This is a genomic window from Algibacter luteus (assembly GCF_900141715.1).
In the GTDB taxonomy this organism is placed as follows: domain Bacteria; phylum Bacteroidota; class Bacteroidia; order Flavobacteriales; family Flavobacteriaceae; genus Arenitalea; species Arenitalea lutea.
The window spans coordinates 1-25,766 of sequence record NZ_FQYK01000011.1; the positions used below are offsets into that span (position 1 = coordinate 1).

Below are 25,766 nucleotides of genomic sequence, written 5' to 3' on the forward strand. Positions count from 1 at the left end.
GCATCTTCTGTATCTAAGGTATCAGGGTTACAATCGTTGTCGATACCATCGTAAAGAATTTCAGTAGCTGACGAGTTAACTGCTGGGTCATTGTCATCACAATCCGTATCAGCAGTCTCACCATCGCCATCGGCATCTTCTGCTTCATCACCTTTAAGAGTAAATGTCATATAATCAAAACTTGGGCCGTTATCTAAAACTCTAAACCTAATTAATAGAGGACCAGCTGGTAATTCAAAAGACCCTAAATTATCTGTTGTCGCATAATCACTTTGTGGTAGCCCCCCATCAAGCGTTGAATCATATAACAACGTTTTATTAGCGCCGTTTGTATTGTGCGAGTACACTTTAATATCTTTACTAGTTCCACCATGTTTGTAGTTCACTCCCATATGGTAGGTGCCAGCAGTTACAACATTTACAGTGTATATTGTGTATTCATTAGGTAGAACATCTGTAAGTACATTGCCAGTTGCACCAGCCTTAATATCAACATCACTAGACAGTCTAACTGTTTGTGTTCCAGATGTAGAGCCACCTGCAGTCCTATCGTTATATGTTCCTAAAACTCCGGTAGGAATATCATCTGAATCATCATTAAAGTTCCCGCCGTCGTCTCCTGAAGGCTCTCCAATTAATTCATCATAATTTTCAAGCTCTATTACTACTGGAGTATTAGGAGTAACTCCAAGTTGCGGTGTTGCACCATTGTAAGCCACACCATTGTATGGAGCTAGTTCTACTTGTTCCTCGAGTACCCATTTAGTACTATCATCTGTACCATCTGCCAAAAGTTTAAGGGTGCCAGAAACAGTGTCCCAATGTACCAACATAGTGGCATTATCTTTTAAATAAAATTGATAAACATTATCTTCAACATTAACCGCTGTCCAAATTTTATCAGGATCATCGGTAGGAGGTGCTTTTGTGGTATGAACTGTAGTTCTAGTGCTTCCTACACCTCGCATAGAACCTCTGTTTTCGCTATCAATATTCCAATATGCATCACCAGCACCTGCTGCCACAAAATTAAAGTTAAAATCTGCGCCGCCTGCACCTAAAGGACCAGATTCGTAAACACTGGTTGATAAACCTTTTAGGTATTCACCAGTTGCAACATTTTTTAAGTTGTAAGTTGTTCCTTCAACAATTTGCGCTTGTATTTGGAGCGCAAACAATGTTAGTATTAAGAACCCTGTGATTTTTGAAGTAATTCTTTTCATTCGTTTCTAATTTAGTTTAATTGTTTCGAAACAAAGAAGTTAAAGTGCTATTACTATTGATTAATGGTTATAATAAATAATAATATTATGAATAGATAATAGGGAGTATAAAAAAATTTATGAATGTCTAAATATTTCAAATTAAATGACTAACGAAAAAAAATTCCGTTAAATTACAGATTAATCTACATGAAAAGATATTATTTAAAAATCCATCCTGTACAATCATGCACTATCCTGTACTATCATGTTTTTCAAAGGTTTACAGAGATTTTTGGGGTGTGAATAATAAAGAATGTGGTTCGAAATAATGGGATACCATCTTAATAATTCAGTTCTCAAATCTAAGTTTAGGAGGTTATTAGTGGGTTGCGATTACCGGTTGTATGAAACTTAAAAACGATTGTAGATTTGGATTTAAGAAAATTTTGAAATGCTTTTATATGCAACCGTAGATCGTGTTAGAAAAAGTAAGAGGGCTTGGTTTATTTAAGCTTAACTTTTTAAAGTTTTTGAGATTGCAATCCGGTTAGTTAATTACAATTCTAATTTGTTTAGAGGTATTAAATTCCAAATTCTTAATAATATCTATTGGCTTGTAGAAATTATTATTACATAACAGACTGAAACGTTTCTAGCATATCTTTAATAATAGCTTTTGTGTCGCCATCTGCGAGACTTTCAAAAGACACGTAGCCTTTATAGTTTTGATTTTTGATAATGGATGCAATTCTTTCTATATCCGCGGGTATTTTAGTACTATCTTGAGTTTTTACATGTTCTTTCACAAAATAGTAGTTGGCATAAGGCGCTAGTTTTGCAATTTCTGTGTAAGGGTCGTTAGAAGGTAAACTTCCACAGTCTAATATAAGCCCGAACCAATCGGAATTAACACGTTTAAGAATATCAATCACCTCACTGCTAGTAAATAAAAACTCATCATGGTTTTGTAGTCCAACAATCACGCCGTTTTCCGCACCGTATTCAGCACATGTTTTGAATTCACTAACAAGCCAATCTTTTATTTGGTCTTTAGTGAAATCTTCGCTTTTGTTTCTGCCTGTAAAAACCCTCATTATGGTGGCGCCTAGTTTTGAGGAAACTTCAAGCCAATCTTTTATGTGTGCTTTATCCGCATTTCTACTTTCGATATCTGGTGTTACAAAATCATTTCGAATCCCTGTCCATGCAATGTCAAGACCCAATTCTAGAGCTTTTCGTTTTAGTGTAAAAAGTTCTTCGTTTGATGGTTTTTTTGGATATGATGAAAAATAATAACCAGTCAAATCTACAGCATCTAATCCAATATCTGCGGCGAATTCCATCATGTCAACAAATGTCATTTCGCCACTTCTAAGCAAGGAGTTGAATGAGTAGGCATTAACACTATATTGCACTCTATTCTTTTTATTAGGTTGCTCTGTGCTAGGAAATGCCATGAGCCTGCCAGTACCCAAGATAAGAGGAGCTAATGCCATATTTTGTAAAAAAGCTCTTCTTGATTTTTTCATAATTGGTAATATTTAAAAGTTTAGATTCTTAGAAATTAGAAATAGTTTTTCTAATTGCAACCAAACGTGTCAATAACCCTTCTAATTTATCTAAATGTAACATATTGGCACCATCGCTTTTTGCATTTGCAGGATCGAAATGTGTTTCAATAAACAGTCCATCCACATGATTTACTACACCAGCTCTGGCTATGGTTTCTATCATATCTGGTCTGCCGCCTGTTACCCCAGCAGATTGATTAGGTTGTTGTAAAGAATGTGTAACATCTAGAACTGTAGGAGCAAAGGCCCTCATAGTTGGAATGCCTCTAAAATCTACAATCATATCTTGGTAGCCAAACATGGTACCACGATCGGTAATCCACGCTTTATCACTGCCCGCATCTTTTACTTTTTGCACAGCGTGTTTCATGGCTTCTGGACTCATAAATTGTCCTTTTTTTAAATTCACTACTTTACCTGTTTTTGCTGCTGCTACCACCAAATCGGTTTGGCGCACTAAAAACGCCGGAATTTGCAATACATCAACATACTGTGCTGCGAGTTGAGCGTCTGAAATTTCGTGAATATCTGTTACGGTTGGTATATCGAAGGTTTCGGATACTTTTTTAAGAATTTTTAAAGCTTTTTCGTCGCCAATACCCGTAAAACTATCAATTCTGCTGCGGTTTGCTTTTTTGAAACTGCCTTTAAAAATATATGGGATTTGTAACTTATTTGTAATGGTAACCACTTTTTCGGCAATGCGAAGCGCCATGTCTTCGCCTTCAATGGCACATGGTCCGCATAATAAAAAAAAGTTATTGGAATTGGTATGTTTTAGTTTGGGAACGTCGTTGAGGTTCATGTACTTAAAAATTTAAGCAGCAAAGTTACAAAATTGCCTATTAACATAAGTGAAAAGTACTAATCTGATACCGAATATAAATTGCTGTTGGCAGTTACACCCGCGTTAGGGATTGTAATGGCTAGCTTTTGGCGAGGCGCGCATCGAGCCAAAACTAGTAATGAAAAGCCCGACCCTTGTGGTAACGCCCAAATTGAAATTACATACTTTCTTTTAAGCTGTTTCTTATAATCCAGAGTGCCATAATGAAACTGGCAAAAACAAATAATCCGCCATACATCATGAGTTGTTTTATTGGGCTGGAAAGTGATACAATTTGTAGCAGGTCTGAAATAAAGGCTAAAATTAAATATGACGAAATACAAACGAAGGTAATACCAAGTGTGAAATTTAAGCGTTTACTTGGTTTTATAATTTGCCATAAAAACGGAATTCCAAACAGTAAAATTGGGTATGCAGTGATGCCTTCGCTTCGGTTTACAACAGTGAACCAGTACGCAGAAATGCTGATGAAATATAAATAAGGAATAACCTTGGTTATTTTATTGAAAAGGGACATAATTATTCATTTTTGATGTTTGAGAGAACGCTATTTTTATAAAATTAACGAAAACGACATTTAAAAAGTATAATACTATTTAATTATAACATATAATTAACTAAATATCATGTACCTTTGCACGCTTAAAATAAGGCACTGTTATGGCTAATATAAAAAATATTGCAATTATTGCACACGTTGATCATGGTAAAACAACCTTGGTTGATAAGATTATGTATCATTGTCAGCTCTTTAGAGAAAACGAAAATACTGGAGATTTAATTCTTGATAATAACGATTTAGAGCGTGAAAGAGGAATTACTATTACCTCTAAAAACGTTTCTGTAATATACAAAGACACAAAAATTAATATTATTGATACACCAGGTCACGCCGATTTTGGAGGAGAAGTAGAGCGTGTACTTAATATGGCAGATGGTGTTTTATTATTAGTTGATGCTTTTGAAGGACCAATGCCACAAACCCGTTTTGTATTACAAAAAGCGATTGATTTAGGTTTAAAACCTTGCGTGGTTGTTAATAAAGTGGATAAAGAAAATTGTACGCCAGACGAAGTACATGAAAAAGTTTTTGATTTAATGTTTGAATTGGGTGCTGAGGAATGGCAGTTAGATTTCCCTACCGTTTATGGGTCTGCGAAAAATAATTGGATGAGTGAAGATTGGCAAAAACCAACTACTAATATTGAGCCATTGTTAGATATGGTAATTGAGCATATACCTGCACCAAAAATTGCTGAAGGAACTACTCAAATGTTGATTACATCGTTAGATTTTTCATCATTTACAGGACGAATTGCTATTGGTAGATTAACACGTGGCGAATTAAAAGCAGGACAAAACATATCTTTAGTAAAAAGAGATGGTAGCGTTGTGAAATCAAAAATAAAAGAACTACATACTTTTGAAGGTTTAGGTCGTAAAAAAGTAGACGAAGTTCAAACTGGAGATATTTGTGCACTTGTTGGTCTAGAAAATTTTGAAATTGGTGATACTGTTGCTGATTGGGAAAACCCAGAAGGCCTAAAAACTATTGCTATTGATGAGCCAACAATGAGTATGTTGTTTACAATTAACGATTCGCCATTTTTTGGTAAAGACGGAAAATTTGTAACATCTCGACACATAAAAGATAGATTAAATAAAGAATTAGAAAAAAACTTAGCATTAAGAGTTGAAGAAACTGATAGTGCAGATAAGTTTATGGTTTTTGGTCGTGGTGTATTACACTTATCGGTTTTAATTGAAACGATGCGACGTGAAGGATACGAACTTCAAATTGGTCAGCCACAAGTAATTGTAAAAGTTATTGATGGTGTAAAATGTGAACCTGTTGAAGAAATGACTATTGATTTACCTGAAACAGTTTCTGGTAAAGCGATAGAAATGGTAACGATGCGTAAAGGTGAAATGCTGAGTATGGAAGCTAAAGGTGAACGTATGGTTTGTCAGTTTATGATACCATCTAGAGGTATTATTGGTTTACGAAACCAATTACTAACGGCTACTGCTGGTGAAGCTATTATGGCTCACCGTTTTAAAGAATATCAACCCCTGAAGGGAGGTATTCCAGAGCGTCAAAACGGATCGTTAGTTTCTATGGAAAAAGGTCAAGCGATTCCTTATTCTATTGATAAATTACAAGATAGAGGTAAGTTTTTCGTTGATCCGGGTGAAGATATTTACGAGGGGCAAGTTATTGGTGAAAATTCTCGTGGTGATGATATGACGGTTAACGTAACCAAAACTAAAAAGTTAAGTAACGTACGTTCATCGGGTGCTGATGATAAAGCTAAAATTGTTCCTGCGATTAAATTCTCTTTAGAAGAGGCTTTAGAATATATTCAAAAAGATGAGTATGTTGAGGTAACGCCTAACTATTTACGATTACGTAAAATTTACTTAACAGAAGTAGAGCGTAAACGAAACAAAACTATTTAATATGGAATTCTTAGGGGTTTCGTGGATAGAGTGGGTTGGTTATGCTGCAATGGCAACTGTATTGATATCATTCTTAATGAAATCTGTATATAACTTACGAATAGTAAATGCCTTTGGGTGTTTACTATTTGTGTTTTATGGATTTATTCTTCAGCCCATATCCAAACCAATAATTATTACAAATATTGCCATTTTTTGTATTAATTTATACTACATTTTGAAAAATAAAAATTAGTTTTCTGTCTAAAGATTTAATTTATTAATGGCAGTTTTAGTGCGGATTTCAAGTATAACTTAAATCATTTTGTATATTTGATTACATTTAGAAATCCAGAGAAATTGTAATCCCTTTAAGCGTTTATTGATATTAATAGCGTGTAATAAGTTAAATGGCCAAGGAAATAAAATATTAATTGAAAAAATTAATTGATTATATCAACAATAAGGTTTTAGTAAAAATAGCCTCATTACAAACCGCTTCAGTACTAACCAGAATAATAGCCGGTATTTTAACATCTAAAGCTATAGCCGTGTTTATTGGTGCAGAAGGGTTGGCTCTTATTGGTAATTTACGAAATTTTGTAGGAGCTTTTCAAACCGTTGCCACTGTTGGGTTTTATAAGGGTGTAGTTAAGTATATTTCTGAATTTAAAGAGGATACTGTAAAATTAAGTAAAACCCTTTCTACGGTTTATTACATGGGATTTATAGCTACCGTTATAGTCTCATTTTTTTGTTATTTCAGGGCCGAATGGATAAATGACATCATATTTCCCACTTATAACGACTACGCATACGTTATTAAAATCTTCGCAATTGTGCTTCCTTTTTATGCTTTAAACATGTTCTCGTTCTCGATTATGAATGGGTTTTCAAAGTATAAAATCTTAATTATTATAAATATAATAGGGCAAATTTTAAGTGTTTCCATTGCCTTACTTTTAATTTATCAAAATAAGATTGATGGCGCTTTAATATCGGTAGTTATAGCGGAGTCGTTAATTTTTCTAATCACGCTGGTTGGTATTATTAATAGAAAAAGTTTAGTCTCACAAATTAAAGTTAGTCAGGTTAGTTATAGTATATTTAAAAAGCTAAGTCCATATTCATTAATGGCACTTTTTTCGGCAGTGTTTTTGCCTTTTATTGCTATAGCCATAAGATCTTATATTATTGAAAATATTGGTTACAAAGATGCTGGTTTCTGGGAAGCTATGACTCGAATTTCAGACTACTATTTAATGTTTGTGAGTTCGTTAATTGCACTTTATCTATTACCTCGATTTTCGGAAATTAATACGAAAAGGGAGTTTAAAAAAGAAGTAATAAGCTTTTATAAAACAATAATTCCGTTACTTTTTGCTGGGTTGGTTGTTATTTATTTGCTACGACATGTTATTGTATTAATCATATTCACTGAGGAATTTGAACCTGTTGAAGATTTATTTTTATTTCAACTTTTAGGCGATTTTGTAAAAATACTATCTATCATAATTGCATATCAATTTTTAGCTAAGAAAATGTTTTGGCATTATATATTAACCGAAGCTTTTTTAGTAATAATTTTATACGTTACTAGTGTTTATTTTATTGATTTACTTGACAACGTAGAAGGTGCGGTTATTGCTCATTTAGTGAGTTATTTAATGTATTTTGGTATATTATTGCTCATATTTGGAAGTTCTCTTTTTGGTGTAGAAAGCGAAAATAATTAACTATCCATTTTATTAATTTATTCTCCTTAATTATTGAAAATACCAAGTTTCATAAAAAACAATTTATTGTTAAAAGTAACTTCTGCTAACACAGGGTTGGTTTTAGTAAGAATGTTGTTTTCCTTAGTTTCACAAAAAGCATTGGCCATTTTAATCGGAGCAGAAGGAATTTCTTTAGTTGGTAATTTAAAAAATGTATTAGCTTTTCTTGAGCAGTTTTCAATATTAGGGACCTCAAATGGTTTAGTAAAGTATATTGCGCAACATAAAGTTGATAAAAAGCAATTAAGCAACTTATTTTCAACGGTTTTTGTTTTGTCTGCTATTACCTGTATAATTTCCTTTATAATTTTATTTTTCTGGTCAAATACCCTGAGTAACTTCATTTTTGGGGAGGGTTCTGATTTTGGTTTTATCTTTAAGATTTTAGCATTTATACTGCCTTTTACAAGTATTAATGCCGTTTTGTACTCATTATTAAATGGATTGTCTGCTTACAGACTATTCTCGAAAATAGGGTTAGTTGTTGTTATTACAAGTACTGTTTTAATTGTGCTTTTAACTATAAAATTTGGACTTACAGGAAGTTTAATTGCCTTTAGCACCATACCTTTTTTGCAATTTCTCATTTATATTATTTTAAGCTCAAAAACTTATAGTGGTTATATTAATTTAAGAAGTATATCATTTAATTTAAGTTTTAAAAAGCAATTATTGTCTTATAGTTTAATGACCTTGGTAGTTGTTTTTCTTATTAACATAACAGATGTTGCCATTAGGCATTTAATTCAAGATAAAATAAGTATGGCCGATGCTGGTTATTGGACGGCAATGAATTCCATATCTAAAGTATATATGCAATTTACCGCAGCAATATTTCCTTTGTATATTTTACCTGTGTATGCAAAATTGAACAATACGGTTGATTTTAGAAAAGAAGTGATTAAAATATATAAAATGCTATTGCCTTTGCTTTTTATTGGAATGGTAATCGTTTTTATTTTTAGGGATTTTATTATTAAAGCGTTATATACCAATGAGTTTTTAGAAATGTCTAGCCTTTTTAAATGGCAATTATTAGGAGATTTAGTTAAGTTTATAGCCATTGTATTATCTTATCAGTTTATAGCAAAAAAACAAATGGGCTATTTCATTATTACTGAAGTGTTTTCAGTTTTAATGTTCTATGGCTTTTCAGTTTATTTTATAGATATTTATGGAACAGACGGTGTGGTAATGGCACATTTTGTTAGATATGTTTTGTTTTTACTAATCGTGCTATTTATTTTAAGACATAGTTTAATTGGTAGCAAAGTGGAGTAAAGAGCATTGATGAATTAACTTTATGAAAAAATTATTGAAAATTTTCTATAAATATGGCACACTAATCATAGTTGCTTTTTTGTTTGAAATTATTTCAAGTACAATAACAATATTTAGTTTATATAATTTTCTCGAGAATATTTTTTTCGCTAGCGCTTTAATCTGTCTGATTTACATATTCCAAAGCAATAAGATACAAACGATTTATTTTTATATCTCGTTTGTATTTTTTTCAATTTGTCTTTTTTTAGAAACTGCTTATTATTACTTGTTTGACACCTATTTTAGTTCGTCTGCTATATTTGTAACTTTAGATTCAAATGCCGAAGAAAGTAAAGAATTTTTAAACTTTTATATTGATACTCCAATAATCGTTTTCACACTTATTTTTGGTCTACTTGTTTTATACCTGCTTTTAAAATCACGTAATATCTTCGAAAATAACTTTGTTCAATCAAAATACTCAAAGCTTAAGATTCTATTATTGTTTTTTGGTATTGTTTTGTTTATCAGACAGTCGACTGTAATTCGATTTAATCTTCCTTATTTAATATTAAAATCTGGTATAGAATATAGAGCTGAATCTGAAAAACTTGGAGACTATAAAAATAACAAAACAGGTAACTTCAATGGTGTTTCAAGGCTATCTGGTACTAATGAAGACGAGGTTTATGTTGTAATTATTGGCGAGTCTACAGCAAGATCACACATGGGAATTTATGATTATTACAGAGAAACAACGCCTAAACTTAGCAGTATTAAAAATCAATTGGTAATATACAACGATGTTATTAGTCCTCATGTTTATTCTGTTGGTGCCTTAACCAAGATTTTAACTTTAGCAAATTATGAAAACCCAGAAAGAATATCAGAAGGCTCTATAATTCAACTAATTAATGCAGTGGGTTTTGATACATATTGGCTTTCAAATCAAAGACCAATTGGCCCATTTGAAAGCATGATTACTAAAATTAGTCTCTCATCTAAAGAAAGTAAATTTTTAACAACCACGGTTGCAGGTAATAGTAAAGTTTTAGATGGTGAACTTTTAGTTGAGTTTAATAAAGCATTACGTTATAAAAAACAGAAGAAGGTTATATTTCTTCACATGATGGGAACACACCACCATTACGAAAACAGATATCCTGAGTCATTTAGTAAATTTAATGATGAACCTCGCACTAATTTTAAATCTGAAGAAAGCTTCGCTAAAATAAATCATTATGATAATACCATTTTATATAACGATTTTATCATTTCCGAAGTCATAAGAAAAGTGGACAGTCTTAATAAAAAAAGTTTTGTCTTATATTTTTCTGATCATGCAGAAGAAATGTATTCTGAATTAGATATGGCAGGTCATAATGAAGATATTTATTCCAAACAAATGTTTGACATCCCTTTCTTTTTGTGGCAATCACAAAAATATAAAGAGGAAAAGGCTTTGTATTTTGAAAGTAATAGAAAATATATGATTGACGATTTATTTCATTCAATAGCAGATTTACTTCATATTTCTGCTAAGGAGGTTGAAACATCAAGAAGTATTTTTAGTGAAGATTTTAAGGACCGAAAACGTATCATAAAAGATACTATTAATTATGATACTTTTTTTGCACCATGAAAAAAATATGCATCGTTACAACATCGTTAGGAAAAGGAGGCGCTGAACGTTTTAGTGCATTACTTTCTCTAATGCTTAGTAATTTGGGACATGAGATACATATTGTAACTACTAAAAGTGTTGTCGATTTTGAATTTTCAGGTCATTTATTTCAACTTGATGAATTATTAAGCAATAGTAATTCCAATTTTAAAAAAGTTAAAATCTTAAGGGCATATTTTAAAAATCAGAATTTCGATATTATTATAGATAACCGCACAAGACCAAATTTTTTTAAAGAATATATTCTATATAAAATTGTATTTAAAGCGAAAAGCATCATAACAGTTATTCATAGTTATCATTTAAAAAAGTATTTACCGCGTTTACCTTTCTTAGCAAAAGTATTGTACAAGAATGTTGAAATTGTAGCTGTAAGCAAAGAAATTCAAAAAGTGCTTGTAAGTAAGTATAAGTTTGTCAATTCTCGTCAAATATACAATCCAAATAATGTTGAAAGTATAACAACTAATGCAAATGAATCCATTATAATAAATGAAGATTATATATTGTTTTATGGCCGTATTGACGAGAAAGTAAAGAATTTAACTCTGTTATTATCAGCCTACAAACGTTCAATTTTACCGAAAAGAGGAATTAAACTATATGTAATAGGTGAAGGAGAAGATCTTGCTTTTTTACATGGAAAAATAAATGAATTTCAATTAGATTCTTACGTAAATCATATTAACTACCTCGAAAATCCTTTCCCATATGTTAAAAAGGCTATTTTTACGGTTTTAACTAGTAGACATGAAGGGTTTCCTATGGTTTTAGTAGAATCTTTAAGCTGCGGAACACCTGTTGTTTCAGTAGATTGTAAATCTGGGCCTAATGAGATTGTTCAGCATAAACAGAATGGGTTGTTGGTTGAAAATCATAACGAAATGGCTTTGGCTGATGCTTTTAATTTATTTATTGAAGATCAATCTCTTTATTTAAAATGTAAAGAAAATACTAAAGCTAGTATACAAAGTTTTTCAATGGAAAAAATCTCTAAAACTTGGAATGAATTATTAATTGAATTGGAACAAACAAAGTAGTATTAATAAATAAATTAACGAGATTATTGAAACTTTTTAGCAAACAAATTAATTTAAATAGTATAATTCAGATTCTTATATATGTATTTATAGGAATTTTTGTTATTTCAAAAGGTGCCATTTACTTTCCTGATAGTTATACATTTATAGATATGGCGTTGAATCATAGCCCGTTCTATTGTACTTTTTTGAAAATTTTCACTAGCGTTTTTGGAGATAGTTTTGAATTACCTCTAGTTATAGCCCAATATGGAATAATAGTATTTGGAGTGCATTTTTTTCTTTCCTATTTAAGACAGGTTTTTAATATTCATAAAGTTGGTATTATAATAATACAACTTATCTGTTTAGCACCTTGTGTTTATGTTCACGATTTAGGCAGCGCTATACTGAGTGAGGCTTTAACTTATCCTATTTTTTTGGTGATTTTTGCCTTAACCTTAAAAATGTTTGTGGAAGAGAATTTGACGTATTTATATAAGATTAGCGTTTTATTGTTTGTTCTAATTTTAACACGAGGACAATTTTTAGCTTTAATACCGGCATTAATTTTAATAGTTGGTTTTATTCTTTATAAGAAGAAATCTTTCAAGAAATATTACTATTTTTTAGTTCTTTTGATAGCTATTCCAATTCTAACAAGTTTTACAGAAAGAGTCTATAATAAAATAGTATTTGGTCATTTTGTCAACAACGCCATGAATTATGTTCATGTTATTGCTTCGCCATTTTATATTGCCAATGAAAGTGATATTAACCTTTTTTCTGATCAAGATCAAAGAACATATTTCAATTTAATTTATACGAGTTTACAAGAAGCAGAATTAACACGAAACCAAAACTTAAGTGTAGATAAGGATGATTATTTATTCTTTCAGCATAATTTTGCTAAAATATGTAATAGAAGAATTTATGACTTAGGCTTAAATTATTATCAAGCCAAAGGGCTAAATTACATTGAAAGTAATATTGCTTTAAACACCTTGTGTTCCCAAATGGTTATTCCATTAATAAAGCAAAACTTTAAAATTTGGATTAAACTTTTCACTAAAAACCTAAAAAACGCATTTGGCTCATCAAAACAATTCCTATTCTTTTTAATGTTACTCTGCTATGGAGTGTTTAACTTTATTAAGACGAATAAAAATATTTATAAATTTATTGTCATCGCTACATTGTTTATGTTTGCTAATAATGTGCTTATTGCTTTAGTAATACATTCTATAAAGCGCTATATTTTCTATTTTGATTGGGTTATTTTTGCAACTTTCATCATATTGTTAAACGAATTTTTTAAAAACGAAAAGCTACGTGAGTCTTGAATTATCTATAGTTATGCCATGCTTAAATGAAGCAGAAACTATCGCATCTTGTATAAAAAAGGCACAAACTTTTATGCAAGAAAATAATATTGATGGTGAAGTTGTAATTGGCGATAATGGAAGTACAGACGGCTCTCAGGAAATCGCTAAGAACTTAGGAGCAGTAGTCGTGAATGTTGAGAAAAAAGGATACGGAAACGCATCCAGAGGAGCAATAGAAGGTTCAAAGGGAAAATACATTATTACCGCAGATACAGATGATAGTCATGACATTCTTAACCTTAATTTATTTCTTGATAATTTGAGGTCAGGTTCAGACTTAGTCATGGGAAATCGCTTTAAAGGTGAAAATAAAAAAGATGCCATGCCTTTTTTACATCGCTATGTTGGAAACCCTGTTTTGACCTTTATTGGTAATTTATTTTTCAGAACTAATTTAGGCGATTTTCATTGTGGGTTAAGAGGTTTTACAAGGGAAGCTTATGAGAAAATGAAATTGTCAACACCAGGTATGGAATTTGCCTCAGAAATTATTGTAAAAGCATCCTTGTTAAACTTAAAAATAACCGAGGTTCCCACAACAGTTTTTCCGGCTGGAAGAAATAGAAAAGCGCATTTAAGAACTTTCTCTGATGGTTGGCGACATTTAAGATTTTTACTGTTGTATAGTCCAAAATGGTTGTTCCTCATTCCAGGATTTTTATGCATGCTTATTGGTATAATTGGAGCCATAAATATTTCGTTTGATACCAATAACCATAATTTAAAATGGATCCCACTTTTTGCTGGATTATTCTTAATAAGCTATCAGTTTGTAGTGTTTTATGCACTCACTAAAATATATGCAACTAACCATGGGTTAATTCCAAGAAAAAGAAGCTACGATAATTTATTCGTTTATTTCACTTTAGAACGTGGGGTAATACTTGGTTTTTTTCTAACATTAATAGGAGTAGCTATATATTATTTTGGCTTTAAAAACAATATGGAAAGTACAGAAAGAATACTAAAAATAATAGTGCCAGCTATAGTAGTTGTGGTTTTAGGAATTCAGACTATTCTTTTCAGTTTCTTTTTTAGCATCTTAGGTTTAAAAGAAGAGAAATAGTAAAGTGTAAATTACCTGTTGGCAGAATAATACAATCCGTTTTTAACTAAAAGACTATGGATTTGTTTAGTTAATTTTAAAACATACTTTGGAGAATTAAGTAAAAATTTTTGCTTAAAGTTCAAATTAGAATCGTTAATTTCTGATTTTAGTTTTTTGTAAAGGTAATGCTCGTCATTCATTTTACATCGAATAGCTACAGCGCATCGGTTGATATCTAAATAAAGTTTAAGTGAAGCGTTTGTTTTTTCTTCTTCTGAGAAATTATTAATAAACTCATATCTAATATCATTATAATTGCTTTTTGATAAACTATTATCAACATGAAATTTATAAGACATGGTAATGCTGGGGTTGAAAGCAACTTCATATTTCAAAGCCATTTTAATCCATAAATCTAAATCTTGAGCAGTTTTTAAATTGGTATTGAAACCTCCAACAGAATTAAATTTTTCTTTTGTAAATCCAACAGCAGAAGTCCACGCAACAGAATTAGTAACACTAGCTTTGAAAAAGTCTTTAACTATTACGCAGTTTTTATCATAATCGAAATTAAATTTGGCAGGTTGTTTTAACTTGTTCGTATAAATTACTTCGTAGTTATTACAAAATAAACCTGCGTTTGGGAATTTATCGATGAGCTTTTTTAATTCTAAAAGATGGTTTTCACTCCAAAGATCGTCGGCATCCAACAGAGCCATATATTTGCCTTCAGCATTGGCAATACCTAAATTTCTAGCGTATGATGCGCCTTTGTTTTCTTGATTTATAATTTTAAAACGCGCATCAACTAAGGGTCTTATTTTATCTAAACTACTATCGGTGGAGCCGTCGTTTACTATAACGACATCAAAATCTGTGAACGATTGGTTCAGCACACCTTTAATGGTTTGCTCAATCAAATCTTCCTTGTTGTACAAGGGTATAATTACAGAAAAAAAAGGCGTCATGTTTTTAAATTAATATGACAAAAATAACTTAATCTAAATAACTCAAAGATATATAGTGATGGGTGTTTAGATTTTAAATTGTAAGCAAAAAAAGGTGATAAAATTTTATAAACGAATGCAAAAACGTAATTCAATTTAATCCTTTCCAATTTGATGAAAACCTTTAAAAATGTTGTGAATTCTGGCTCAATCATTTTGGTTTTGTATATAGTATCTAGATTCTCTAATGATTTATGTGTTTTCTTGAAATACACTTCATTCAAATCAACATCGCCATGCAAAACTGGGTTGTCTATATGTAAAATGGATGCTTTAATCTTACTTAAATTATATGCGAAAACAGTGTCTTCATGACCATATTCAGTAATGCTTTTCTCAAAACCAATTGTGGTGAAAACACTTTTTTTAATTAATGTATTATTAAAAAGGACGCTTTTGTAAACATTTTTATTTCTTTTATTGGCGCTAGCATCTTCTTTAAAAACACCATATTTCCAGCGAAGTTTCCTGTTTGCTTCTACTTTTTCTGGGTGGATTCTTCCGCCGTAAATAACATCGGTATCGGCTTGTAATGCTTTTTTATATCTCACTATGAATTGTGCATCTGGTAGTAATGAGTCGCCGTCAATAAATAGCAAGTTTTCATATTTCGATTCTCTTGCCAATGCATTTCTATTATTACTTAAACCAACATTTTTTGTTTGTGCAATAAATTTTGAATTTTTGAGCCTATTGATTTTTTCATTTTCCACGTTGATTGCAGATTTCGAGCCATCATCAATACAAATAATTTCAAACGCGATATTAGAATCGAGAGCTTGCTTTTCAAGTTGGCTTGCAAGCGGATATACATTGTAATTGTATGTAGGAATTAAAATTGAAAGCATTATTTGTTAGCAATTAATACTGTTTCTGGCGACAAAAATCCGTATTTTAAATCATCTTCATTTTGACTGTATGTGATTTGCTTCACATTAAAACCATTAGATTCCAATCTGTCTTTCAATCCCTCAATTGAATAAACTCTTACGTGATCTTCTTGTCCAAAATGTTTTAAACGTTCTTCCGGAGTTGTTATCGAATCATTTTCATAAATATCACCTGTCTTAAAAGGGGTTTGAATATAAACTTTACCGTTTGGTTTAAGTACTCTGTAAAGTTCTTTCATAGCTTTTTGGTCGTCTGTAATATGCTCTAAGATATGATAACAAATAATAGTATCAAAAGTGGCGTCTTTTTGTTCAATATTGGTGATGTCGAATTTATAGTCGGCTAGAAATTCATTCTCAAAATCACTACTAAAGTAATTGATGTTCTTCTTTTTTTTTAGTGTTCTATAAAGGTTTCTAGAAGGTGAAAAATGCAGTAAATTTCCTTTTATAGCATCATTTTCTTGAAGTAATTGCCAAAGCCTTCGGTTTCTTGATAAACTACCACAAAAAGGACAAAGTAAATCTTGATTTTCTAATGCAATAAAAGATCTTAATTTTTTTTTACAAATATTGCATTCGTGATTATTGCCTTTATAGAAAACACCAAATATATTCCGAAAAAGCATTTCATTCTTAATTAAGAAGCGCTTCGGAATTACAGATTTAAGACCTTTTTTTATAGAATTGTACATATTATCCTTTACGCTGAACTACCTCATATACCTGATTCTCATCACATTTCAAAGTCTTACTTGGGTATTTAAGAAGCAAAGCATAGTCGTGAGTTGCCATTAATATAGTATTGCCATTTTTATTAATGTCTTGAAGCACTTCCATGACTTCAACGCTTGTTTGCGGGTCTAAGTTTCCAGTAGGTTCGTCGGCAAGTATAAGCTCAGGATTATTTAACAATGCTCTTGCAATAGCAACACGTTGTTGTTCGCCTCCTGAAAGTTCGTGAGGAAATTTAAAACCTTTAGTTTTCATATCTACTTTGGTTAAAACTTCTTCAACACGTGTTTTCATTTTATCTTTGTCTTTCCAACCAGTCGCTTTTAAAACAAATAATAAATTATCATTTATAGTTCTATCCGTTAGCAGTTTAAAATCTTGAAATACCACGCCTAATTTTCGGCGTAGATAAGGAATGTCTTTTTCTTTAAGGTTTTTTAAATCGAAATCTACAATATGTCCTTCGCCTTCGGTAAGTGGTAAATCGCCATAAAGCGTTTTCATAAAACTACTTTTTCCGGTTCCCGTTTTTCCAATTAAATACACAAATTCGCCCTTATTGATTTCAACATTAACATTTGAAAGCACTAAACTATCGCCTTGAAAAATAGAAGCGTCTTTAAGTTGTAAAATAGGATCTGGCATAGATTAAATAGAATTCTTAATTGTCTGTTGTAAAAGTATTATTTAAAACTTGAATGTAAAAGATAAACGTCAAAACTTTAAAATAGTTGTAGATAAAACAATTGAATTCTGTGTTGTAATTTTCAGCATGTTTTAACATTTAATAACTCGGTTTATAATTATGGCACGATTATTACGTTATAAGATTCATATTAATTTATCTTTGATTTTAAATTTAATAATTAGTCCAAAATGATTAAGAAAAGTATCGGTTTATTAGTTATTGCAATAAGTTTTAGTTTTCAAATCATAGCGCAGCAATCTGCAACCTATACAAGTAGTTTGGTAGATTATCAAAAAGCATTGTCGCTTTATAATAATCAGCAGTATCAGGCGGCTCAAACTATGTTCAGTAATGTAAAGAAGACCGCGCAAGAAGATATTTTACAATCTAATTGTGCCTATTATATTGCGAACTGCGCAGTGCGATTAAACCAACAAAATGCAGACCAGTTGGTTGAAGATTTTGTAAAAGAATACCCAACTAGTACCAAAAGAAATACGGCATTTGTTGATGTAGCCGATTATTATTTTGAAAACTCAAAATACGCCTACGCTAGAAAATGGTATGATAAAGTTGATGAAAATGCTTTAGGTAGAAAAGAACGTGAAAAATTCTATTTTAATAATGGATATACTGCGTTTTCTACAAAACAATATAAAGATGCTAAAAAGTATCTAAGCAAAGTGGAAAACTCACAAGAATTCGGCTCGCAAGCGAAGTATTATATCGGTTTTATGGCTTATGAAGGTGATGATTACGATCAGGCTAATGCGTATTTCGATCAAGTTAGCGACCAAGAGCGTTACAAAGAAAAACTTTCGTACTATCAGGCCGATTTAAATTTTAAACTCGGAAAATTTGAAAAAGCCATCGAACTTGCCAAAGCACGACTAGCGTCTAGCGATGATAATGAAGTTTCAGAGCTTTCAAAAATAATAGGCGAGAGTTATTTTAATTTAGAACAATATCAAGCGGCAATTCCGTATTTAAAAGCATATAAAGGCAAAAGAGGAAAGTGGAATAATACCGATTTTTATCAACTCGGCTATGCTTACTACAAGCAAAAGGATTTTGAAAATGCCATTTCAGAATTTAATAAAATAATTGGAGGGAATGATGCTATTGCCCAAAATGCATATTATCATTTAGGTGAAAGCTATATCAATTTAGATAAAAAACAAGAAGCATTAAATGCGTTTAGAAATGCATCACAAATGAATTTCGATTTAAAAATCCAAGAAGATGCTTGGTTAAATTATGCAAAAATTAGTTACGAAATAGGAAACCCATATCAATCGGCACCACAAGTGTTAGCCGGTTATTTAGAAAAATATCCAAATACGGGTTATAAAGAAGAAATTGAAACACTTTTAATTGATTCTTATATCACTTCCAAAAATTATAAAGAAGCCTTAAAACTACTCGAAAACAAAAATAGTTTTGAGAATAAAATGGCATATCAAAAAGTAGCATTTTACAGAGGTTTAGAATTATATAATGAAGGAAATTATCAAGAAGCCGAATCTCTTTTTGATGCGTCATTAAAAGAACCTCGTGATCCTATTTTTACTTCGAGAGCAACATTTTGGAAAGCAGAAGCCGATTATAATTTAACAAATTATGACGATGCACTTGTAGGTTTTAAACAGTTTCAGCAACAAACTGAGGCATCTTCTACTCCTGAAATCGAAAATATAGATTACAACTTAGGGTATACTTATTTTAAATTGAAAAACTATGGAAAAGCTTCCGAGTATTTCAATCGATTTGTGGCTAATAAAAAGGACGACAAAGTAAGACTTAATGATGCTTATTTACGCTTGGGTGATGGTTATTTCGTGTCTAGTCAATACCAAAGTGCCGTTTCAGCTTACGAAAAAGCAATCAAACTAAATGAAATTGATTCAGATTATCCCGCATTTCAAAAAACAATAAGCGTTGGGTATACAGGGCAAACTTCGAATAAAATAAAAGGCTTAGAAGATTTTATTGTCGAGTATCCTGACTCAAAACTTAGAGACGACGCACTTTACGAACTCGGAAATTCGTATGTAAAGGCCAATGAAGTAAATAAAGCGATGAAAGCTTACGATCAATTAAGTAGTGAATATCGTATGAGTTCTTTCGTGCCAAAAGCATTGTTGCGACAAGGGTTGGTTTATTATAATGGCAGTGATAACGAGCAAGCTTTAACAAAATTTAAAAAAGTAGCTGGCGATTATCCAGGAACACCCGAAGCGGTTCAAGCGGTTTCTACGGCACGATTAATTTATATTGATTTAGGTCGAGTAGATGAATATGCTCGCTGGGTAAAGCAATTAGACTATGTTGAGGTTACAGATGCCGATTTAGATAATGCCACCTATGAAGCAGCTGAAAAACAATATTTGGATAATAATACGGAAAGCGCAATTAAGCAGTTTAATAGCTATTTAAATCAGTTTCCGAATGGCTTACATGCATTACAAGCACATTTTTACGTAGCACAGTTATACTATAAAAAAGATTTATTGGAAAATGCAGCGCCTCATTACAAATATGTGTTAGATGCAAGTCAGAGCGAATTTACAGAAGAAGCCTTATCGCGATTATCACAGTTTTATTTAGAGCGTAAAAGTTGGAACCAAGCAATTCCGTTGTTAAAGCGTTTGGAAGCAGAAGCTAATTATCCGCAAAATATTGTTTTTGCTCAATCCAATTTAATGAAAGCCCATTATCAATTAGAAGATTATACCAATGCGGTTTCCTATGCTGAAAAAGTTTTAAGAAGCTCTAAAATTGATAACAAAATTAAAAGCGATGCACATATTATAATTGCGCGTTCTGCGATGAAAACAGGAAATGAAGACAGAGCAAAATCGGCATATGCGAATGTTGAACGCGTTGCTACTGGAGAAACAGCAGCAGAAGCTTTGTATTTTAATGCATATTTTAAGAATAAAGAAGGCAGGTTTGAAGCTTCAAATGGTTCCGTTCAAAAATTAGCAAAAGATTTTTCAGGATATAAATATTATAGTGCCAAAGGCTTGGTGCTTATGGCTAAAAATTACTATGCTTTAAAAGATGCGTTTCAAGCCACTTATATATTAGAAAGTGTCATTCAAAATTTCCCAGAGTTTGATGATGTCGTTTCCGAAGCCAAAACAGAACTTAATAAAATCAAAAGGGAAGAAGCCAAAACTAACGCATCTATTTCACCAGAAGATTAAATAGTCTGGTTGAGTGTAGCAAATACCTAATACATAAATCAAAAATCGTCAATCGTTAATCAAAACATATCAAATATGCGTAAGCAAATAAAATATATTTTCAATGGTATTCTTTTATTAAGCATAACCCTAGGGTTTTCACAGAGAACACAAAACGACACTATTAACACTGGTGTAATTGATGTAGTAAAGCCATATACACCATCAATTTCAGATGCTTTTAAGGTTAAAGAGGTACCATCATTAAACGATGAAACTACCGAAACCAAAAAAGACATCAAATACAATATATTTTCGTTTCCTGTTGCATCAACCTTTACACCAGCAAAAGGAAAAGCGGCGGTTGTAGAAAAACGTGCACCGGTAAAATTATTCGATAATTACGCCACATTAGGCGTTGGAACATACACGACTATTTTGGGTGAAGTTTATTTAAATCACGCGATAAATAGAAATGAAAGCGTTGGTGGTTATGTAAGCCATCATTCATCTGCGGGCGGAATTGAAGGCATATCATTCAACGATAATTTTTCAAATTCAAAATTAAATTTAAACTATTCCAGCCGATTAAAAGATTTAGCTTGGAATGTTGAAGGCGGTTTTCAGCATCAAATGTACAATTGGTATGGTGTTCCAGAATCTCAAATAGCGCAAGCACAAGCCAACAATATTGAAGTAGATCATGCGTTTTTCGATGCCCATTTTGGTGGCGATATTTCATTTGAAAACACTTACATTAATTCAGGAAGTTTCTTTTTCAGACGCTTTGGAGACAATCAGGGCTCAGGAGAAAATAGATTTACCGTAAAAGCTAAAGTCGAAGTACCTATTAACGATGTAGAAATTTCAACCGATTTAAAAATCGACTATTTAGGTGGAACTTTCGATAGAAATTATGAAGATACCAACGAGCTCAATTACGGGAACTTTCAAGTAGGATTATCACCAACATATCAACTAAAACAAGACGATTTAACTTTAGATTTAGGCGTGTCCATATTCTATTTAAACGATAAAGAATCAGGCGATAATAATTTCTATGTGTATCCAAATATTAGGGCAACTTACAGATTAGTAAACGATGTTTTAATAGCTTACGGAGGCTTAAAGGGCGATTTAATTCAGAATTCATATCACGGATTTGCAAACGAAAATCCCTTCGTTTCGCCAACCTTATTCATCCAGCCAACAGATCAATTGTACAACGCATTTGTAGGTTTAAAAGGGAAATTATCGAGCAATATGAGCTATAATATTAGCGGTCGTTACATTGCCGATAGAAACAAAGCGCTTTTCAGAAACAACGAAATCACTTTAACAAACGAAGACTATACCTATGGTAACTCATTTGGCATCGTTTACGACGATATTGAAACTTTTGGAGTTGCAGGCGAAATAAATGTAGATGTTAACCGAAATTTTAAACTAGGTATAAAAGCAGAATATTTCTCTTATAACTCGGATAATGAGGCTGAAGCGTGGAATTTACCAGACATAAAAGGTTCACTCTTTTTAGATTATCAGATAAACGAACATTGGTTTGCAGGCGCAAATTTATTCTATGTTGGCGAGCGTAAAGACCAGTTTTTCTTAAACGACGGCATGACAATTACTACGCCATTTACGGTAGTTCTAGATAGTTATTTCGATGCGAATGCGCACCTTGGCTATCACATAAACAATCAGCTTTCGGTATTTGCCAAAGCCAACAATATAGCTAATGAGGCTTATCAAAAATGGCAAAATTTCCCTGTACAGAGCATTCAGTTTTTAGCAGGAGCTACTTATAAGTTTGATTTTTAACATTTGTGTTACTCAAATCTCGTTGCAGTGTCTTCTTATAAATAATTTGGGCGTTCCCCGGTCGGGTCGGGCTTTTCATTACAATCTTTTGCTCGTGTCTCACAAAAGGATTTTCATTGCAATCTCTAACGCGGGCGTATCAGACAGAAAATGGATAAACCCAATTTGCATTGCTTAATTATGGCTATATTTATTTCAATTAAATAACATATGCAGAAAGTTTTTCTTTTTATCATTTTATTTTCAGCATTAAACGCGTTTTCTCAAAATCTGAAAAGCTGCAAATCTGTGGATGATGTAGAATCACTAATTGAAGGCGATTGGAAATTAAAAAATGATACTAAAAACGTTGTTTACAGGTTTAGTATTTCAAACCATAAAGGTTTTATTGAGGTGCTCCCAGAAATGAATTTACCACCAAAAGCCGAAAAAACTACAGAAAATGAAATCATTATCAACGATCATGAAAACTTCATAATCGTCTTAAAACGAGGAAATTATTATATCGAAATTCAAAGTCTGTATTATCAAATGACCGAAAAGATTACGGTGTTAAACAAAATAAACTTCGTTTACGGTAAAGGAAAGTCTCAGCATACTTTCATAAGAGATTAAAATTAGATTGTAATACGCGCCAAATAATCAAAATGTTCTCCTTCCACAGACATTTCACATGTAAGTCCAACAGTTTCACAGGCCAATTTTAAAGTTTCAAAATCTAGATACAACCACTTCATTGGTGATTCTTTTTCACCTTTATAGCTCAAAAAATAATCAAGCTCACCGTAGTAACCAGCATTCATATCCATCCAAAACCCGCCATCTTCATCTTCATACATATATTTTATATCCGATGAGTCAATTAAAATCTGTCCACCAGGTTTCAAAAGTGTTTTTAACTGCGATAAGTATTTTGAAACTTGGGTCAGTTCTTGAAAAATACCAGTGCCATTCATTAACAATAAAATGGTATCAAACGTCTCGGTCTCATCCAAAATATTTAAAACTTCAGCATGCAATACACCGCGTTGTTTTGAAACTTCAATAGCACCTTTAGAAACATCAATAGCTTTAACTTTATAGCCTTTGCTTTGTAAATACAAGCTATGGCTTCCTGATCCGCATCCAACATCTAAAATGTCACCTTTGCAAAGTTCTAAAGCTTTCTGCTCTATTTTAGGCATGTCTTTATATTTTCGAAACAAATAGGGAAGAGGTAACACATCTTCATCAGAAATATTGGTTGAAGTAATAATATCTTCAGAATAATTTCCATTTTGATAATCTAATAAAGCGTTCCCAAAAAGGTCTTTCATTTTAAAAATTAAAAGGTATTAAATACGTTAAAAATAAAACCCATTTAAGAGTCTAATAAAACAAATTGTCTAATTTTACACCATGCAAGACCTAATTAATAATCTTCCAAAGCTCGCCAAAGATAAACATAACGAAAACAAAAAGTTCTTCGCGAAGTTAAAAAAGAAACCGCCAAAAGATTTGGATTATCTTATGCAAGAATTGCATGAAAAGGAGTTTGAACGAACTGATTGTTTGGAGTGTGCCAACTGTTGTAAAACTACAGGTCCATTGTTTACAGATAAAGATGTGGATAGAATTGCGAAACATTTTAGAATGAAAACTCAGCAATTTATCGCCGAATTTTTGCGAATCGATGAAGATAACGACTATGTTTTGCAAAGTGTACCTTGTACGTTTTTAGGGGCAGACAATTACTGTTCTATTTATGAGGTTAGACCAAAAGCATGCAAAGAATTTCCGCATACCGATAGAAAAAAATTTCAGCAAATTTCAAACCTTACTTTAAAAAATGTGTCCATTTGTCCTGCGGCTTATAACATTGTTGAGGACATGAAAAAGAGAATAAAATAGTATCTTTAAAACAAAATTTTAAACTTTTGGAGACTATTTTAAACTATTTTGAGACCATACCACCGTTACATAGAGGGATTATTATTGTGGCAGGATTAACCTTTTTCTGGATTTTAGAAGGCGCAATGCCTTTAGTAAATTTCAATTATAAAAAGTGGAAACATGCAGTACCTAATATATTTTTCACAATTACAACAATTGCCGTAAATCTTCCTATGGCATTTTTGTTATTATATTCTGCCGATTGGGTAATGACTAATAATTTCGGGATTTTAAATTGGTTGCCAGAAATGGCGCTTTGGTTGTATGTATTATTAGGTGTCTTTTTAATGGATTTTTTCGGAGCTTATTTACCGCATTTAATTGAGCATAAAGTACCACCATTGTGGATGGTGCATTTGGTTCATCATTCCGATCATAAAGTAGATGCTACAACAGCAAACAGACATCATCCTATTGAGAGTGTTATTCGATATTTATTTACTTTATTAGGGGTTTTTGCAATTGGAGCGCCTATTGGGATAGTCATGTTATATCAATCTATGTCTATTGTCGCCACACAATTCAGTCATTCCAATATTAAACTTCCAAGAAAGGTTGATAAATGGTTAAGTTATGTGTTAGTATCTCCTAACATGCATAAAGTGCACCATCATTATAAAATGCCATATACAGATTCTAACTACGGAAATATTTTTTCGGTATGGGATAGACTTCTTGGAACTTACATGGAATTAGATCCAGATAAAATAATTTATGGCGTTGATGTGTTTCCTAATGAAGAAGAAAACAGCAATATTAAAGATTTACTGAAACAACCGTTTCAAAAGTATCAAAAGCCAACATCGTATGAAGCTGTAACTACTAATGAAGATTAGCTATTTTCAATATCGCTAATATGATGCTCTAAAGCCTTAACAGAGATTTTAATTTCTTTGATTAAAAGTGCTAAAGAAATAATCAATAAAATAAGAGCTGCTCCAAAAACCCAAATAGCAACAATAGGTTGTTTCACATAAATTAAAAACATGGTGAGTACACAAAGTAACAAGCTGCTTATACCAGTTATTTGCATGGCTTGAGTCAAGTATAGGCGTTGTTTTAAGTTTTTTATTTGTTTTATTAATCGCTCGTCTTTCTGTTGTAAATATTTGTCATGTAAGTTTCTTATTATAGCAGCATAAGCTATAAATCTATTGGTGTAAGCTAGCATTATCAAGGAAATAGCAGAGAATAAAAGTGCAGGTGTTGTAAGTGTAAGTTCTTCCATAGTTCAAATTTCTTTTAAATTTCAACAACATCAAA

The 25,766-nt window shown here is 31.8% G+C and carries 22 protein-coding genes; 12 read left to right on the forward strand and 10 right to left on the reverse strand.

What is annotated here, in order from left to right:
• The 4 genes from BUA46_RS14330 to BUA46_RS14345 form a co-directional block, all read right to left on the reverse strand.
• A partial coding sequence (locus BUA46_RS14330) for a MopE-related protein (RefSeq protein WP_218587872.1) occupies window positions 1-1,223 on the reverse strand: 1,223 nt, incomplete at its 3' end.
• A gap of 611 nt (window positions 1,224-1,834) precedes the next feature.
• Window positions 1,835-2,734 carry a sugar phosphate isomerase/epimerase family protein gene (locus BUA46_RS14335; protein WP_019388667.1) on the reverse strand — a complete coding sequence of 300 codons (900 nt, stop codon included), beginning with the start codon at window positions 2,732-2,734 and terminating at the stop codon, window positions 1,835-1,837.
• Window positions 2,735-2,762: 28 nt separating this feature from the next.
• Complete coding sequence (kdsA, locus tag BUA46_RS14340) at window positions 2,763-3,581, reverse strand: 3-deoxy-8-phosphooctulonate synthase (RefSeq protein WP_019388668.1); 819 nt, start codon at window positions 3,579-3,581, stop codon at window positions 2,763-2,765.
• Window positions 3,582-3,780: 199 nt separating this feature from the next.
• A complete protein-coding gene (locus tag BUA46_RS14345) occupies window positions 3,781-4,140 on the reverse strand; it encodes a hypothetical protein (protein WP_072794762.1) in 360 nt (119 codons plus the stop codon).
• A gap of 143 nt (window positions 4,141-4,283) precedes the next feature.
• On the opposite strand from BUA46_RS14345, the gene typA reads away from it, so the two are divergent.
• The 7 genes from typA to BUA46_RS14385 all read left to right on the forward strand — a co-directional run bounded on the left by typA (window position 4,284) and on the right by BUA46_RS14385 (window position 14,257).
• Window positions 4,284-6,083 carry a translational GTPase TypA gene (gene typA, locus BUA46_RS14350; protein ID WP_019388670.1) on the forward strand — a complete coding sequence of 600 codons (1,800 nt, stop codon included), beginning with the start codon at window positions 4,284-4,286 and terminating at the stop codon, window positions 6,081-6,083.
• 413 nt (window positions 6,084-6,496) lie between these two features.
• The gene (locus BUA46_RS14360) at window positions 6,497-7,798 is read left to right on the forward strand and encodes an O-antigen translocase (protein WP_019388672.1); all 1,302 of its coding nucleotides are present in this window, start codon (window positions 6,497-6,499) and stop codon (window positions 7,796-7,798) included.
• A gap of 66 nt (window positions 7,799-7,864) precedes the next feature.
• Complete coding sequence (locus BUA46_RS14365) at window positions 7,865-9,121, forward strand: O-antigen translocase (protein ID WP_143148151.1); 1,257 nt, start codon at window positions 7,865-7,867, stop codon at window positions 9,119-9,121.
• 268 nt (window positions 9,122-9,389) lie between these two features.
• Entirely contained in the window at window positions 9,390-10,745 is a 1,356-nt protein-coding gene (locus BUA46_RS14370) for a phosphoethanolamine transferase (protein WP_019388674.1), read from the forward strand.
• Window positions 10,742-11,827 carry a glycosyltransferase gene (locus BUA46_RS14375; protein ID WP_019388675.1) on the forward strand — a complete coding sequence of 362 codons (1,086 nt, stop codon included), beginning with the start codon at window positions 10,742-10,744 and terminating at the stop codon, window positions 11,825-11,827. The genes BUA46_RS14370 and BUA46_RS14375 overlap by 4 nt, the downstream gene beginning before the upstream one ends.
• 188 nt (window positions 11,828-12,015) lie before the next feature.
• A complete protein-coding gene (locus BUA46_RS14380) occupies window positions 12,016-13,149 on the forward strand; it encodes a hypothetical protein (protein WP_155949616.1) in 1,134 nt (377 codons plus the stop codon).
• A complete protein-coding gene (locus tag BUA46_RS14385; RefSeq protein WP_050981792.1) occupies window positions 13,139-14,257 on the forward strand; it encodes a glycosyltransferase family 2 protein in 1,119 nt (372 codons plus the stop codon). Before BUA46_RS14380 ends, BUA46_RS14385 begins: the two co-directional genes overlap by 11 nt.
• 11 nt (window positions 14,258-14,268) lie before the next feature.
• Here BUA46_RS14385 and BUA46_RS14390 read toward each other — a convergent pair whose 3' ends face one another.
• From BUA46_RS14390 to BUA46_RS14405, 4 genes are read right to left on the reverse strand one after another with little or no spacing between them, the layout of a single operon-like run.
• Window positions 14,269-15,207, reverse strand: a complete 939-nt coding sequence (locus BUA46_RS14390; protein ID WP_019388678.1) for a glycosyltransferase family 2 protein — start codon at window positions 15,205-15,207, stop codon at window positions 14,269-14,271.
• Window positions 15,204-16,094, reverse strand: a complete 891-nt coding sequence (locus BUA46_RS14395) for a glycosyltransferase family 2 protein (protein WP_019388679.1) — start codon at window positions 16,092-16,094, stop codon at window positions 15,204-15,206. The genes BUA46_RS14390 and BUA46_RS14395 overlap by 4 nt, the downstream gene beginning before the upstream one ends.
• The gene (locus BUA46_RS14400) at window positions 16,094-16,831 is read right to left on the reverse strand and encodes a class I SAM-dependent methyltransferase (RefSeq protein WP_019388680.1); all 738 of its coding nucleotides are present in this window, start codon (window positions 16,829-16,831) and stop codon (window positions 16,094-16,096) included. Before BUA46_RS14400 ends, BUA46_RS14395 begins: the two co-directional genes overlap by 1 nt.
• Window position 16,832: 1 nt before the next feature.
• Window positions 16,833-17,516 carry a cell division ATP-binding protein FtsE gene (locus BUA46_RS14405; RefSeq protein ID WP_019388681.1) on the reverse strand — a complete coding sequence of 228 codons (684 nt, stop codon included), beginning with the start codon at window positions 17,514-17,516 and terminating at the stop codon, window positions 16,833-16,835.
• Window positions 17,517-17,747: 231 nt separating this feature from the next.
• Here BUA46_RS14405 and BUA46_RS14410 point away from each other — a divergent pair, with 231 nt between their 5' ends.
• From BUA46_RS14410 to BUA46_RS14420, 3 genes are all read left to right on the forward strand, one after another.
• The gene (locus BUA46_RS14410) at window positions 17,748-20,768 is read left to right on the forward strand and encodes a tetratricopeptide repeat protein (protein ID WP_019388682.1); all 3,021 of its coding nucleotides are present in this window, start codon (window positions 17,748-17,750) and stop codon (window positions 20,766-20,768) included.
• A 75-nt stretch (window positions 20,769-20,843) separates the two neighbouring features.
• Window positions 20,844-22,571 (forward strand): TonB-dependent receptor, encoded by a 1,728-nt coding sequence (locus tag BUA46_RS14415; protein ID WP_019388683.1) that lies wholly within the window; start codon window positions 20,844-20,846, stop codon window positions 22,569-22,571.
• Window positions 22,572-22,781: 210 nt separating this feature from the next.
• Window positions 22,782-23,186, forward strand: coding sequence for a hypothetical protein (locus tag BUA46_RS14420; protein ID WP_019388684.1), 405 nt, complete (start codon window positions 22,782-22,784; stop codon window positions 23,184-23,186).
• A 2-nt stretch (window positions 23,187-23,188) separates the two neighbouring features.
• Here the strand turns inward: BUA46_RS14420 and BUA46_RS14425 are convergent, their stop codons facing one another.
• Complete coding sequence (locus BUA46_RS14425; protein WP_019388685.1) at window positions 23,189-23,887, reverse strand: class I SAM-dependent methyltransferase; 699 nt, start codon at window positions 23,885-23,887, stop codon at window positions 23,189-23,191.
• An 82-nt stretch (window positions 23,888-23,969) separates the two neighbouring features.
• Here BUA46_RS14425 and BUA46_RS14430 point away from each other — a divergent pair, with 82 nt between their 5' ends.
• Both BUA46_RS14430 and BUA46_RS14435 read left to right on the forward strand, forming a co-directional pair.
• Complete coding sequence (locus BUA46_RS14430; protein WP_019388686.1) at window positions 23,970-24,461, forward strand: YkgJ family cysteine cluster protein; 492 nt, start codon at window positions 23,970-23,972, stop codon at window positions 24,459-24,461.
• Between the two features lie 26 nt (window positions 24,462-24,487).
• Window positions 24,488-25,339 carry a sterol desaturase family protein gene (locus tag BUA46_RS14435; protein ID WP_019388687.1) on the forward strand — a complete coding sequence of 284 codons (852 nt, stop codon included), beginning with the start codon at window positions 24,488-24,490 and terminating at the stop codon, window positions 25,337-25,339.
• Here BUA46_RS14435 and BUA46_RS14440 read toward each other — a convergent pair.
• Complete coding sequence (locus tag BUA46_RS14440) at window positions 25,336-25,731, reverse strand: DUF2721 domain-containing protein (RefSeq protein ID WP_019388688.1); 396 nt, start codon at window positions 25,729-25,731, stop codon at window positions 25,336-25,338. The two genes, BUA46_RS14435 and BUA46_RS14440, sit on opposite strands and share 4 nt — an antisense overlap.
• Window positions 25,732-25,766 lie beyond the last annotated feature (35 nt).

Bases quoted from the DNA above. Each gene is read 5' to 3' on its own strand.
- BUA46_RS14375 (WP_019388675.1), top strand. From the start codon at position 10,742: ATGAAAAAAATATGCATCGTTACAACATCGTTAGGAAAAGGAGGCGCT.
- BUA46_RS14425 (WP_019388685.1), bottom strand. From the start codon at position 23,887: ATGAAAGACCTTTTTGGGAACGCTTTATTAGATTATCAAAATGGAAAT.
- BUA46_RS14420 (WP_019388684.1), top strand. From the start codon at position 22,782: ATGCAGAAAGTTTTTCTTTTTATCATTTTATTTTCAGCATTAAACGCG.
- kdsA (WP_019388668.1), bottom strand. From the start codon at position 3,581: ATGAACCTCAACGACGTTCCCAAACTAAAACATACCAATTCCAATAAC.
- typA (WP_019388670.1), top strand. From the start codon at position 4,284: ATGGCTAATATAAAAAATATTGCAATTATTGCACACGTTGATCATGGT.
- BUA46_RS14395 (WP_019388679.1), bottom strand. From the start codon at position 16,094: ATGCTTTCAATTTTAATTCCTACATACAATTACAATGTATATCCGCTT.
- BUA46_RS14430 (WP_019388686.1), top strand. From the start codon at position 23,970: ATGCAAGACCTAATTAATAATCTTCCAAAGCTCGCCAAAGATAAACAT.
- BUA46_RS14405 (WP_019388681.1), bottom strand. From the start codon at position 17,516: ATGCCAGATCCTATTTTACAACTTAAAGACGCTTCTATTTTTCAAGGC.
- BUA46_RS14415 (WP_019388683.1), top strand. From the start codon at position 20,844: ATGCGTAAGCAAATAAAATATATTTTCAATGGTATTCTTTTATTAAGC.
- BUA46_RS14390 (WP_019388678.1), bottom strand. From the start codon at position 15,207: ATGACGCCTTTTTTTTCTGTAATTATACCCTTGTACAACAAGGAAGAT.
- BUA46_RS14335 (WP_019388667.1), bottom strand. From the start codon at position 2,734: ATGAAAAAATCAAGAAGAGCTTTTTTACAAAATATGGCATTAGCTCCT.
- BUA46_RS14345 (WP_072794762.1), bottom strand. From the start codon at position 4,140: ATGTCCCTTTTCAATAAAATAACCAAGGTTATTCCTTATTTATATTTC.
- BUA46_RS14440 (WP_019388688.1), bottom strand. From the start codon at position 25,731: ATGGAAGAACTTACACTTACAACACCTGCACTTTTATTCTCTGCTATT.
- BUA46_RS14400 (WP_019388680.1), bottom strand. From the start codon at position 16,831: ATGTACAATTCTATAAAAAAAGGTCTTAAATCTGTAATTCCGAAGCGC.
- BUA46_RS14410 (WP_019388682.1), top strand. From the start codon at position 17,748: ATGATTAAGAAAAGTATCGGTTTATTAGTTATTGCAATAAGTTTTAGT.